This window comes from Mesorhizobium sp. P2_E6 (assembly GCF_056403835.1).
Genome location: NZ_JBFUEQ010000005.1, coordinates 404779 through 419004, shown reverse-complemented (window position 1 = coordinate 419004; position 14226 = coordinate 404779). Strand labels below are relative to the sequence as shown.

The window sequence follows — 14226 nt, the reverse complement described above, 5'->3', positions numbered from 1 at the left end:
ACCTGCCTCCCCTTGAACCCAAGGAGGAAGGCAATGAACGGTTCCGATATCCTCGCCAGCCTACGCGCTGATCTGGCGCAACAAGTACAACACTACACTCCCCCTATTTCCGCCCCCCTGAATGCCTCACCCTGGCTGGCGATGGCCTTGCTGCAGAAGGCGATCCGGCGAGGGCATCGGCGATTCGCATTGCAAGCTGCCGCAACGCTGCTCCAGCAGTCCCCGGATAAATTGTGGCGACGGGTCGGTTCGATAGTGTTCGAGGATATCGGGGTCGCGGACCTCGAAACTATCAGCCTCGTGACAGCATCACTTGCTGGCAAGACGTTCCGGACAAAAATCGGCGGGGATTGGAAGATCGCGAGCTACCTCGTCGAGCGCATGTGTCTTGCACCGAAATGCCGCGCTGCTGACGATCTCCTCATGGTCGCTGAGCGTCACCCTGCATACGAGCATTGCAGGCTCGGCCTCACCTACAACACGCTGCCCGAACTGCTGCGGATCGCGGACAGCAGCGCCCCGCTGCCGAAGCGTGCCTTGGCACTTTGGTACGCCGTGGGGACTGACCGTTGCCCGTCGCCACATCTGCGGACAAGAAAGGGCGATCCACAGACGGTCTTCGATGCGATGTGCGAGACCTCTTATCCACATACTCTGATCGAGGTCGCGCGGGAGGGGTTCCGCCGCACCGGCCAAGTCCTCTGCCCGCTCGTCCTCTTGATCTCGACGCTGAAGGCGAGCGACCCAATGGCGGTCGAAGACGACGACTTTCCGCCGGCGACGATGTGTGGCCCCGTACCGAGTTGGGCATTGGATCGATATTCGCGGGAAGGACGATATGCGCTGCAAAGGTTGCTCGGTCGCGATTGTCAGACGGCCCGCTGGGTCCGTAGGCACATTCCATCGTCGCAGCAGGTCAACTTCCTCGGGGATATCCTGTTTGCAGTCGAAGGCGAGCGTTTGCGGAACCACTATCGGTGGCCCGTGGGGGACGAACTGCGGCGATCCTGGGAAATCGAATGCCAAGGGCCACACTGCTCCAACGCCAGCGAAATCATCTCAATGCTTCGCGCCGACATCTCGATCCTGAACGAGGAGCGCCAACATGTTTTATAGCCGTCTAACTCGTGATAATCCCCTCTTATCACGATCTAAAACTGACGAACCTGATCTGATGGAAAGCCAACAAGTGGGGGAGGTCAAAGGCGCAGATGGAAGTGAAATTAACTTCACAACCGTCCTGTCGGATAAAGTGTCCGCTTACGTCGAGCAGGGATTGGCAGAGAACACCAAGCGCGCCTATGCAGCCGATCTGGCACATTTCGAGAGCTGGGGCGGCAGCATCCCAGCAACCGACACTGTGGTTGCCAGCTACCTGGCAGAACACGCCGAAACGTTGGCCCTGGCCACACTTTGTCGGCGTCTGGCAACTCTATCGAAGGCTCACACTGCGAAGGGTCTCGCCAGCCCAACATCGTCCGAACTCGTCAAAGCGACGATCAAGGGGATTAAACGCAGTCTGGGAACCGTCCAAGCTGAAGCAAAGCCTCTCCTGCGTGATGACTTGTTCGCCGTGTTGGAGCGTACAGGCAATGACGTAAAAAGCGTTCGTGACCGAGCCTTGCTCCTGATCGGGTTTGCGGGCGGGTTCCGTCGTTCTGAACTGGTTGGGCTCGACGTTGAGGACATCGATCACGTTCGGCAGGGGATCATCGTCCATCTGCGCCGCTCAAAGACCGACCAGAACGGCGCGGGCCGGAAGATCGGCATTCCGTTCGGTCGAACTCAGTGGTGCCCGGTCACCGCTCTCGATCAATGGCTGTCTAAGTCCGCAATAGATGCCGGACCGATATTTCTGGGGGTCAATCGCCACGGCCATATCAGCGAACAGCGGCTTTCCGCAGAAGCCGTCTTGCTCGTGGTGAAGGAGCGCGTGGCCGACGCGAACATCGACCCCTCCCGCTTTTCCGGCCATTCGCTTCGAGCTGGGTTCGTTACCAGCGCCGCAATGGCCGGGGCAAAAACCTATAAGATCAGGGCACAGACCGGTCACGCCAGCGATGCCATGCTGGCGCGTTATATCCGGGATGGGGAGATGTTCACGGACAATGCGGCAACTTGGGTCTTATGAACGAGCGTTGTCTGGCACAACTGGCACAGCCCGACGAAAATGATGCCAGCTAGGCCCGGAAACTGTGCGATGGATCCTTGGCCGATTGCGCGGTCACCTGCCATTTGGCACAACGAGCCGAACGCAAAGTTCGGATTCGATAGACCGTCACCGAATATGAAGGCGGTCTCGAACGATAACGATGGGGCGGGACGTAAAATGCCGATAGCGACGGTCAAGCAACTCTGCACGACAAGTCCTCTCGTTTCGAGCGACAGCCTAGTCGAGCAGGTAGCCCAGCTTGAGGATTTTGCTTCGGGCAAGATCGATGGCCGAGATTTCTTTCGGCGCAATCACTTCACTGCGGGCCTGGAATTGCTCGTGCAACGCGGATTTCAACGTCTGGCAGGAAAGACTGACGATGGAGCCTTCTACCTTACCCAGGCAATGGGCGGCGGTAAGACACACAGCTTGATCGCTTTTGGCTTACTCGCGTCTGATCCCGATTTGCGGAAGGAAGTAGTCCCACGTATTGCCAGCGGCATCGAGTTTGGTGCCGCAAAAGTGGTGATCTTCAATGGCCACCAGAACCCCGATAGTCTGTTGTGGGGGTACGTTGCCGACAAGCTGGGCCACGGCGATGTCATGGCTCCCTTTTGGCAAAAGGGCGCACGATCGCCGGGGGTTGACGAGTGGGTAGCTGTTCTAGGCGATGACCCGGTGCTTATCCTCTTAGATGAGTTGCCAAGCTACCTCCAGATGGCGCAGGGCGAGCCCGTCGGAAACACGACGCTTGGCGATCTGACGATTGGTGCGCTTGAACGTTTGTTTAATGCCCTCCCTCGATGCCCGCGTGCATGTGTTGTCGTCACGAATTTGAAAGACGACGTTTATCTCGATGGTTCCGGCCAGCTGCGAACGCTCATTGAAAATCTGACCAAACACTACGACCGGAACGCACAAGCGATCACCCCGGTTCAGCAGAATACCGGCGAAGTTTTCGCGATCGTTCGAAAGCGTCTTTTCGACAGCTTACCGTCTGCCGACCGCATCGATGAAGTCGCTCAGGCCTATGTAGATGCGCTCCAAAAAGCGAAACGCGTCGACACTATCGCGACTACGCCAGAGACGTTCATCGAGCGTATCCGGGAAACCTATCCCTTCCATCCTTCGATCCGTGACATCGTCGCCCGTTTCTCGGAGAACCGCGGCTACCAGAAAACCCGTGCACTCATTCGATTGCTGCGCCTCGCCGTGCGCGGGGCGTTCAATGCGAACGACAACGCCTTTCTGATCGGACTTCATCACCTAGATTTTAATGACCAAGGGACGCTTGAGGAGATCCGAAAGATCAATCCGGCTTATTCGAACGCAATCTCGCGAGATGTGGCGGACCGAGGCAACGCTCTGGCTGAAAAGATCTCGGCCGCAGACGGTGTCCCGACGGCATCGGCAGTAGCCAAGGTATTGCTGATGTCATCATTGTCGACGGCAGAATCTCCGCTGCGTGGGCTAACGGACGGTGAATTGATCGAGACGCTCGTCGACCCACTTCTGGAGGTGTCTGAAATCAAGGCTGCCCTCGGCCGACTCCAAGGCCAAGCTTGGTATCTTTTCCTGGGTGTTGATCAGCGCGTCTTCTTCGGCCAAACCGCAAATGTGACAGCCGAAATCACCGAGATCGCCTCAAATATCGCCGAGGAGCAGGTCGATCAGACACTCCGGGGGAAGTTGCAGGAGGTGTTCAAACCTCGAACCGGCGCCCTCTATTCCGATCGCATGGCCATCTTGCCCGCACTCGACGAAATCCAGCTTGATGACGATCGTCCGACACTCGTTATCCTGGAACGGGCCGCAGATCAGCTACCTCAGGACTTCGTCGATTGGTGGAACAAACAAGACCTCCAAAACCGCGTACTAGTTCTAACCGCCGATCCGAACGCGGTTTCAACACTTCGCACAAGCGCACGGCGTATGCGCGCCATCGACAAGGTGGAAGAGCGGATCAAGGCGCAGCACGGCGCCTCGTCGTCGCAGATGCAGGAACTTCAGGGTGTTAAGGAACGGGAGGCCGCAGGCTTCACCAGCGCACTTCGGGAAACCTTCAAGACGATTGTTTTCCCAACTGGCAAGGCGCTCCGCAAGGTTGACGACTTCCGCATGGAATTCGACCGCAACGACTATTCCGGCGAGTTGCAGATTGTCGATACGCTGACGAAGCGCGGCAAGTTCATCTCCAGCGACAAGTTCGACGCAGCATTCGAAACCCTCCGCCTTGACGCCGAGGACATCCTGTTTGACGCCGACGCCGTTCAACAATCCTCGCTAAAGCGCAATGCCGCAGTGCGGTCAGGCTGGTTCTGGCTGCCGCGTGGCGGATTCGATCAGTTGGTGAAGGCGGCCGTTCAACGCGGCTTCTGGCGGGAACACGAGGGACTCGTCGCGAAGAAATGGGAGCGCAAGACGAAAGTGTCTGCGCGCCTGGACGACTTCGGGCCGAATCCGCTCGAAACGGGTCGGTTCCTGATCAACGTGACGCCTGAGGACGCCGATACGGTCTATGTGTCCGAGAACGGGCCGCCCGATCCGGCGACGGCAACGAAACTCAACGGGCGCGTCCATGAGACGGCGGCAGCAGCAGCATGGTTCGTAGCGGTCGATAGCAAGGGCGAAGCCAAGACCGGTGACGCCTTCGAATGGCGCGCGCCGATCCGCGTGAAACCGGATGTGAAGAGGGTTTCCGGCGGGCACAAGGTGACGTTCGTCGTCAGTCCGCGCTCGGCGACTGTTCGCGCCACGTTTGACGGCTCCGATCCGAAGAGCGGCCCGATCGTCGGTGCGGAAATCGATACGCCTGCCGACGCCACCCGTCTTCGGGCGGTCGCCGAGATCAACGGCCAGTTCAGCGAGGAAGAAAATGCGCCGCTGCAAAGCGGGATGAACGACCCCGGCGGCGGCGCCTACAACCCGGTCAAGCCCGCACTGAAGCTCGACCGTCCGGCGACCATGACCTCACGTTTCGAGCCGAAGGATACTGCTACCGCCTTCTCCGCGCTTGATCGGCTCGCAAAGACGCCCGATGTGCGCATCCTAGGCGGATCGATCGAGGTCAATGGCGCGCGCTCGGAGCATGATTTCCTCACACTGCGGCTTGGCCGCGATGTGCCTGTCCCGGCCGCTGATCTCGATGCGCTTGTGAAGACCCTCGTTGAGAAGGTGAATGCCTCGGCTCCGACCGTAAAATTGCGCCTCGACGGCATTGCATTCCCGTCGGGGCGCGAACTGACTACATTTTGCGACGACGTGGCAGGCGAGGATTTTGATCGTGTGATGTGGACCCAAGAATGAAAGGATCGCAAGGGTGTAGCCCATGAAATCAGTGAGCCAAGGTTCCAGCACCCCAAACTTTGATTGCGCCGATATTTATGAAGAGCACGGCTATCTCGTGCGTCTGACGAAGGGGCGCGAGGCGAAGGTGCAGATCTTCGAGGTCTTCGGGCGACCGCCGACAGAGCGAGAGGCGCAATGGGCGCCGGAAACGATCCTGCGCTGCGAAACCTCGCGCGATGTCTGGGATGTGATTTCCCCCGAACTGCGCTCTGAGTTCAATCGCCGCCTCAAGGCGGAAGGTAAGCCTGCTGGTCGTTGGGGTGCTGACGAAACTGCCGTGCAACGGCTTTTGGGCAAGGAACTGCTGGTCCTCCTTTGGGCGGTCGAACTGCCCGATGTGAAGCCAGAAGAAATTGCCGTCGCGATCCGCAACTGGGTCGGTCTGAAAGCCGAGGAACGCTGGTGGCTCTATACGATGACGGCAGCGGCAACCGGCCTCGCCCATCAATACGGGATGGGTTGGCGCGGCGCGTTGCGGCAGGCGCTTTGCTTCGGCACTCGGAACGACGCATTCCACCTCGGTGCAGTCGCCGGTCGGGGCACCCTCGCTCCGCGCGCGAATGAAGGCTATGCGCCAGCTGGTAGCAAGCCGAAGCGTGGCAAGACCAAGAAATCAACACCGGATGATCCGGGTTTCCTCTTCGCCCCGCTCCTGCCTGCCGAATAGCTTTGCAGCGTGAGCACCAACCATATCCGGAGCTTCGATGACCGCAACCGTCACCGCACGACAAGAGCCTGCCAAAGGCCTAGCGCCGTTCTCGTTGAAGGACGCGCCTTCGTTCATTGAGAGCCAGTTTCCGGTCGGGCGCATCTCGGCGGAGACGCACAAAGAGCGGAAAGCCAATCTCGGTCAAACACTTACGGGTCTTGGTTCCTACTGGAAGGGACGAAAGCCACTCATACTTGTTAGGGCAGTGGTGCTCGGTGCTTTGCTACCCTCTTCAGATAAGCCCGCTAAAGACCTTGAAGTCTTTCTCAAGCTCATGGGGATGGACGACGCAGCGATCATCAAACGGCTCAAGAACATCACCGCGAAGGACATTGGTCCAGAGTGGGAAAACTATGTCAGTCTCATCTCAGTTGATAACGGCAGACCCGCGTGGCGCGGAGACATTAGTCGTGGGAAGCGCGATGAACTCATCCTGGAATGGCTTATGGACCAGCCTTACGACGCGCGATTAAGGGTTTGTCTGCGTCCAGAGGAATGTGACGATTCACTGCTTGCAGAGATTTGGCCAACCGTTAATCGACATTTGGGAACGTTGGCCCGAAGCATCCCCGAACTGGTTGATCAGCTGGGCATCGCTCGCTTCGGCCATCGGCCGATGATGGCTGATACCTTCTGTGGCGGTGGTTCGATCCCGTTTGAAGCTGCCCGGATCGGATGTGATGTTTATGCTTCAGATCTAAATCCGATTGCATGCATGCTCACATGGGGCGCTTTCAACATCATCGGGGCCAGCCCCGAACGCAGGGCCGAGATCGAGGCCGCGCAAGCACGCGTGGCGGCGGAGGTCGACGCCGAGATCACCCGGCTAGGGATTGAGCACGACGACAAGGGCAACCGCGCCAAGGCCTATCTCTACTGTCTCGAAACGCGGTGCCCTAAGACCGGGTGGATGGTGCCGATGGCGCCAAGTTGGGTCATTTCAAAAACGCGCAACGTGGTGGCAAAGCTCGTGCCGGACCACGTAAACCAGCGATATGAGATCGAAATCCGTTCTGGCGTATCCAGCGCGGAGATGGCGGAGGCCGAGCATGGGACGGTGCAGGGCGGGCGGCTAGTGCACCCTATGAACCCGGAAAGGTCTGGCGTAGAAACCAAGGTAATACGGGGCGATTATCGGGCCGAAGACGGGACGAATAAAAACCGGCTGCGGCTATGGAAGAAGAGCGATTTCATCCCCCAACCCGACGACATTTTTCAGGAACGGCTCTATTGCATCCAGTGGATCGCAAAAGGGACTTTGAATAAAGGTCGGCAGGAGACTTACTTTGCCGCAGTGGCGGCGGAAGATTTGGCGCGCGACCGCAAGGTAGAGGCGATTGTGGCCGAAAACCTTTCCCGTTGGCAGGACGCGGGCCTAGTGCCGGATATGGCGATCGAACCAGGGGACAAGACCGACGAGCCAATCCGCACACGAGGCTGGACGCACTGGCATCATCTTTTCGGGGCTCGGCATTTGCTGAACATCGCTCTATTTAAAACAAGATTAATTGACCCTTACCAGTATCCTGTATTTGCTAGAACCCTTAACGTTCACTCTAAGCTTTCGAGATGGTCCCCGGCAGTAGGGCACGATTTAGCTCTAGATGTATTCTATAATCAGGCTCTTAACCCATTCATAAACTATGGCGGACGTGGATTTTTGTCCGGTTTTCGCGACTACTTCGAAAAATATGACGGTGAAGAACTTCCAGCTGCATCTCGCGTCGTCGAGACTACACCCGCAGCGAAAACAACCGTTAAAGCTGAGTTATTCATCACCGACCCGCCATACGCAGACGCTGTAAACTATCACGAAATCACCGAGTTCTTCATCGCCTGGTTGCGCAAAAATCCGCCGGCGCCCTTCGATCAGTGGAGTTGGGACAGCCGTCGTGACCTGGCTATCAAGGGCCGCGACGAGGCGTTCCGCCGCGATATGGTGGCAGCATATGCCGCAATGACCCGGAACATGCCCGACAATGGAATGCAGGTCGTGATGTTCACGCATCAGGACGCTGGTGTCTGGGCCGATCTCGGAGCCATCCTCTGGGCCGCCGGTCTGTCGATCACCGCCGCCTGGAACATCGTAACTGAAACCGAAAGCTCGCTGAAGGAAGGCAACTACGTCCAGGGTACCGTCTGTCTGGTGCTGCGCAAGCGCCTCAAGGAGGCCAACGCCCGGCGAATGGAGATCGAAGCTGAGATCGAGGATGCCGTGCGGGCACAGCTGGATCGCCTCAATGCCCTCGACGAAGCGTGGACCGCCGAGACGCTCTATACCGACGGCGACCTCACGCTTGCGGCTTACGCGGCTGCGCTTCAGGTGGTCACATCCTATTCCACGATCGATCGCCAACCGCTTGATCGCGACCTCTATCGCAAGCTCGCCAAGGGCGAGCGGACGATGATCCGCGATCTAGTTGATTATGCCGCTCAGGTTGCCAACGGCATGTTGGTTCCGACCGACTTCCCGCGCGACATGTGGCGCGATCTCGGCGCGCCCGAACGCTTTTATGTCCGAATGCTGGATATGGAAGCAAAGGGCTCGGCGAAGGTGGCGGATTTCCAGAATTTCGCCAAGAGCTTCGCGTTTGGCGACTATACCAGCGTCATGGCATCAATGACGGCCAATGCCGCGGCGCTTGCGGGCGCTGCCGATCTTAAGGGCGGCAAACTTGGCGGCGAAGGGTTCTTTGCTACCCAGCTTCGGCAGATTCTGTTCGCGGTCTGGAAAACGCTTGAAAAGGGCGATCCGAAGCTAGGCGTCACCACCCTTCGGACTGAATATTCCGCCGACTATTGGCAGCGGCGCCAGAAGCTGATCGCACTCGCCGCCTACGTCGCCGCAAAAACGAAGCACACCCGGCCCGAGGAAAGCGCCGCCGCGCATGAGCTTGCCGAAGCACTGAAGCTCGATCGGGTGTAGAGGCATGGGAATCGAGCGCTTCTCCTCGCGGCGCCAAGCGCTCGGCACCGTTCTGAGCGATCGGCTCGACGGCGCCACGCGCTATTTGCGGATCGCGGGTTACTTCCGCTCGTCGCTCCTAGAAGTTGTGGGCGAGGCGCTCGAGACTGTCGGTGAAATCCGGGTCGTTTGTAACGGCGATCTGGACCCGTTCGACGTGAAGGTCGCAAAAGCGGCGCGCGATGGACAGAACGCGCTTGCGCAAACACTGGTTTCGAGTTGGCAGTCAACAGAAGATGGTCTTGATCTCCTGTTGGCGCGCGAACGATACCGCCGCCTTCACGATCTACTGGTTTCCGGCCGCATGAAGGTCCGCGTCGTGCCTCGCGACGGCAACAACGTATTCGTTCACGGCAAAGCGGGCGTGATCGAACATGACGACGGTAAGGTTTATTCCTTCGTCGGCAGCGTGAATGATTCCGCCTCCGGCTTCCGCCACGCCTATGAAATCCTTTGGGGCGACGAAGACCCGGCGGCGGCTGATTGGGTGCGGGATGAGTTCGAGCACTTCTGGGCGCAGGGCGTCGATCTTCCTGATGCTGTCGTGAAGCACGTCGCGGCCATGGCGAACCGGACTGAATATCGCTCCATCGAAGACGCTCGTGCTGGGTCCGGCCAGATCTCACCTGATGCCGTCCTGGCCGAACGGCCGATATACAAGGGGGGGCAAATCCTTCGGCCTTGGCAAAAGCGCTTCGTTCAGACCTGTGTCGACGACCATCGGCTCTATGGTCAGGCGCGTTATCTCCTCGCTGACGATGTCGGCCTCGGCAAGACGCTTTCGATGGCGGCTGCTGCTTTAGTCCTTTCGATGCTAGACGACGCGCCTGTACTGATCCTCGCACCGGCCACGCTGATCTGGCAGTGGCAGGAAGAGCTTGAAGATAAGTTGGGCATTCCGGCCGCCGTCTGGTCGACGCAGAAGAAGTGCTGGCTCGACGCCGAGCGGCGCCCACTTACTCAGAAAGGCGATCCGGGCCTCGTCGCGAGATGCCCCTGGCGCATCGGCATCGTCTCTACAGGCCTGATCGTCAATGGCGATGACAACGGGGAGCGCGGAGCTCTCGCGAAGAAGTCATTCGGCGTGGTAATCCTTGATGAGGCACATAAGGCCCGGGCGTCACGGGAAACACGACGCGGGCAAACTACGGCGACGAAGAACAATCTTCTCGAATTTCTGCACAAGGTTGCCCGCAATGCAACAAACGTGATCCTTGGCACCGCTACGCCGATCCAGTTGGATGCCGTGGAACTGTGGGACATAATTGCGGCTCTCGGACAAGGCGCACCACAAGTACTGGGAACGCCTTTCGATGGCGGCGAATGGGTACGCGATGAGTCTATTCGCCTGCTGACTGGCGAGCGCCCATGGCCGCAGAATGAAACCTCCCGCTGGGGCTTGTTTCGAAATCCGCTACCGCCGGCGGCTGAACATTCAGTCTTCCGCGATGTGCGGAACGATGCGCGGCTGAACCCCAAGGATGTCCTTGGGCCACGCTTCGATGAACTCGGTCCCGATGTGCGCGGCGATTTCCTACAGGACTTCAACACGCTCGCTCAGCAGCACAACCCAATCGTCCGCCGCGTTGTAAGGCGAACTCGGCCTATGCTTGAAGAGCGCGGCCTGCTGAAGCGGATTGGGGTGATCACCCACCCGCGATCCGATGATGGAGTTCCCACGTCGTTCTTCAACGGACAAGGCCTCGTCATGGGTCTTGCCTTCACCTCTGCGTACGAAGCCGCCGAGAACTTCAGCCGGATGTATGCGGCGCGGCGGCCGGGCGCCGGGTTCCTGAAGACCATTCTGTTGCGCCGGATTGGGTCGTCCGCTCGCGCAGGTTTGGAGACTGCGCGCCACCTCCTTCGCCGGATAGACGCGGCGGTTATCCCTGAAGATGAAATTGGGGACGAAGGGGCGCCTACCGACGACACGCCTCCAGATTCCCAGGAAATCCAGTTCTTGCGCGTCGTCGAGCGCAACCTTGCGGCCGTCGTCGACGGGAGTGACGTCGATCCGAAGGTGCAGGTGGTCCTGCACTACCTTCGTGAACGCAACTGGCTGGAACTCAATGGCGCAATCATTTTCAGCCAATATCGGACGACAGCCGAATGGGTACTAGAAGCTCTGTGCGCTGCGTTTCCAGACGAACCGGTCGCACTCTATGCAGGCGGATCAGCATCGTTCGTTCAGCGAGGCGCTGACCGACGCACGGCGGCACGCGAACAGATCAAGGCTTCGATCCAGGCGGGTGATATCCGGCTTGTGTGCGCGACGGACGCCGCCTGTGAAGGCCTCAACCTGCAAAGGCTGGGTGCGCAAGTCAACGTCGATCTACCCTGGAACCCCTCACGCCTTGAGCAACGAAAGGGCCGCGTTCAACGCATCGGCCAGGTGCGGGACGACATCCATGTGCTTAACCTCCGCTACGCCGGAACGGTTGAGGACGATGTTTATGCCGCGCTGTCGGAGCGGTTCGGCGACATCTTTTCGGTCCTTGGTCAGCTTCCCGACGGATTCGAAGACCAATGGATCGACGCGGTTCTCAACGATCGGCAGGCGGTGCGCAACTTCTCGCAACGCGTCGAGAAAGCCCGCCCGCCGATGGAGCTTCGTTACCTCCGTGACATTGCAGATGATCGCGGCCTGGATTGGGAATATACCCAGCGGGTTTTGTCGTCGCGCGATCTCGACGCATGGATGCGGCAGGGCTGGTAGGCCGCAGCGTCAGCGTAACAGGGCTGCGAGCAACTTTTCCATCAAAGGCTAGTGAAGTTAATTTCACTTCGTCCGGCTGCCTCGTTTCCCATCGCTATTTTGTCGGGGCGTTATCAATCAGATTTTTCACAACCGAAAGAGCTTCTTCGACGAGGTTGCGATAGGCCGGGGACCTCGCACTACCCGCCTGATAGTCATGAAGCGCCTCATTTGCGTTCCGTCTAACTCGATCAATCTTTTCCCATGGAAGGGATGGGTATGCATCCCGCGCCATTTGAGTGACATTCTGTAGTTTTCGATTGCTTGCTTCGGGAAAGTAGATCTTTTTGAAAATCATTTCCATCGCTGCGCGACATGCGGCCAGCGCCGCAATGTGAGCACCTGCCACGTAGGACAGGCAGGCATCTCTCAGGACATCAGACGCCGATGCCAACTCGCCCGAGCGGGCGGTGGACAGCTCTGCCTCAAAAAAGAACGTGGGCAGTCGCTGCCAGCGGCGCAAGACATCGCCCAATGGCATCCCGATATCGACCTCGATTACCTCATGCAGCTGAGCAGCCCATCCGTCATTGACGCCTTGCGGCGAAAAATGCGTCTCCGCCAGCTCTGCGCGGTGCATTCGAGCCGCTGCGACTGCCTCATAGGCTGCACCAAGGTCGTGGTAGAAGGGAAAAAGAACCCGGCTGAGATCTGGGTCTGGCAGGACAAGCCCCGGTGCTTCGTGAGAAATCGGCCCGCTATCCTCCAACTCCTGACGGGAGAAGCAGTCGTAGCCGGCTGCGGAAAGTGGCAATTCCCACAGCGCCGTGAACTCCTTCCATAGTCGGCGAAAGTCCGTGGGTACGTGAGTATGCTGCCGGCCAGGCCTCTCCACGACTGCCGTTCCGAATTTGCTTTGAGACATGAAATCCCAGAGGCTCTCTGCAGCGTCGTCAACCGTGGTGTTCAGCGGCACTTGTGAAAGCGCGCGTGCTTCACCGCCGCAGCTCGCCTTCAGGTCTAGGAACAGCCTACAAAACTGATCGAAATCACTCTCTTCCGTTGCCAAAGTTGCCTCCCAATCAAGCCTCCGGTTGGATTAGTTGACACACTATGGCGACAACAGCTCCGAAGCAAAGGCTCGTCCGGGTATGAAACTCGTGAACACGGCATCGTCTCTAAGAACGACAGAGCCCTCTCGACCTGAGGTTTCAGAATTTCGGTGCCGCTTCGGAACCGGCAGCGAGCCAAGCCGTCATACCTGCTGAATATGGTGGAAAAATTGAGCGCGATTTGTCAGTTTGATCCATTCGTATTCGGGCCACAACTTCATGCTGAGTTTGTGCCAGGCACGGCCAAGCAAGGGCGTCGCGGTTCTGCTTTCAGATGCTTCCGCAGAAAGCATTCAGTTGCTACGCGGTAAATTGGGGGAAATATGAACAATATCGTCTGGACCAGCAGCACCGCCTACAACGCCAATTTGTTTGATGCGCTTCAGTCCGGCCTAACCGTAAATATGATCATGACGCCTCGTGCGGACATTCTAACGTGCAAGTCCACTGAACTCATATCAGACGTCTTGAGACGGAACCCTGACCGGTTCAGCTATATTCCAGTCGACGACAACGGCAGACTAATCGGCCTCTTTCATGCGGAGCGATGGTTTTCGAAACAAGCTCCAAATGAACAAGTCAGCGGCTATTTTGAAGCCCTTTCCGAGGCAACCCTAATTGGCGCGAACGCAGGTATCATCGAATTTGTGCGACGCGCAGACGAACAACCATGCCAATTGGTTGTCTCCGGCTCTAGGATTGACGGACTGGTCAGTCTTTCAGATATGCAGAAACTACCAGTGCGGGCTGCATTATTCGGCCTTGTGACCGGAATGGAACTCACGATGTCGGAACTTATTCGACGGCAGTTTCCCGATACCAAGGAATGGCTATCTGCCTTAAGCGGAGAGCGACAGAGCAAAATATCGGATGAGATCGGACTATCGAGGCAAGCTGAAGGTTATGTTGATGATATTTTGTTCACTCAGTTCTGTGACAAGGCCGATATTATTCGGAAGAGGATCATATTAGGAATTAGCAAAGGCTCACTTGACAAGAGATTCAAAGCCATACAGCAGCTTCGCAACGACTTGGCCCATTCGAACGACTATGCCGCGTCACCGAGCGCGGCGCACAATGTTGCGGAGGTAGTGAGAGGCATTTTCGATCTGCAATCCAGATTGTCTAACCTGATCCAGCCCGAGCTTCAGGTTAGCGTTTGACCACCCTGAGCCACGAGTCGGCAGCTGCGCGCTAATTGTGGCTCTACGTGCATCTCGGCCACTCATTTGTCCGAAACCAGAG

At 58.0% G+C, this 14226-nt stretch carries 8 protein-coding genes; 7 read left to right on the top strand and 1 reads right to left on the bottom strand.

The features are described from left to right. Positions 1-33 precede the first annotated feature (33 nt). The 6 genes from AC1D08_RS15400 to AC1D08_RS15375 all read left to right on the top strand — a co-directional run bounded on the left by AC1D08_RS15400 (position 34) and on the right by AC1D08_RS15375 (position 11890). Positions 34-1116, top strand: coding sequence for a hypothetical protein (locus AC1D08_RS15400; protein WP_477423503.1), 1083 nt, complete (start codon positions 34-36; stop codon positions 1114-1116). After that, complete coding sequence (locus AC1D08_RS15395; RefSeq protein ID WP_477423501.1) at positions 1106-2131, top strand: site-specific integrase; 1026 nt, start codon at positions 1106-1108, stop codon at positions 2129-2131. The genes AC1D08_RS15400 and AC1D08_RS15395 overlap by 11 nt, the downstream gene beginning before the upstream one ends. A 69-nt stretch (positions 2132-2200) precedes the next feature. Continuing rightward, a complete protein-coding gene (locus tag AC1D08_RS15390; protein WP_477423499.1) occupies positions 2201-5458 on the top strand; it encodes a DUF499 domain-containing protein in 3258 nt (1085 codons plus the stop codon). Between the two features lie 22 nt (positions 5459-5480). Further along, positions 5481-6167, top strand: a complete 687-nt coding sequence (locus AC1D08_RS15385) for a DUF3780 domain-containing protein (protein WP_477423497.1) — start codon at positions 5481-5483, stop codon at positions 6165-6167. 37 nt (positions 6168-6204) lie between these two features. Further along, on the top strand, positions 6205-9135 hold the full coding sequence (locus AC1D08_RS15380; protein ID WP_477423496.1) for an anti-phage-associated DUF1156 domain-containing protein: 2931 nt from the start codon (positions 6205-6207) through the stop codon (positions 9133-9135). A 4-nt stretch (positions 9136-9139) separates the two neighbouring features. After that, complete coding sequence (locus AC1D08_RS15375) at positions 9140-11890, top strand: helicase-related protein (protein WP_477423494.1); 2751 nt, start codon at positions 9140-9142, stop codon at positions 11888-11890. A 94-nt stretch (positions 11891-11984) separates the two neighbouring features. Here AC1D08_RS15375 and AC1D08_RS15370 read toward each other — a convergent pair whose 3' ends face one another. After that, on the bottom strand, positions 11985-12938 hold the full coding sequence (locus AC1D08_RS15370) for a hypothetical protein (protein ID WP_477423492.1): 954 nt from the start codon (positions 12936-12938) through the stop codon (positions 11985-11987). 366 nt (positions 12939-13304) lie between these two features. On the opposite strand from AC1D08_RS15370, the gene AC1D08_RS15365 reads away from it, so the two are divergent. Then, a complete protein-coding gene (locus AC1D08_RS15365) occupies positions 13305-14144 on the top strand; it encodes a DUF294 nucleotidyltransferase-like/CBS domain-containing protein (protein ID WP_477423491.1) in 840 nt (279 codons plus the stop codon). Positions 14145-14226 lie beyond the last annotated feature (82 nt).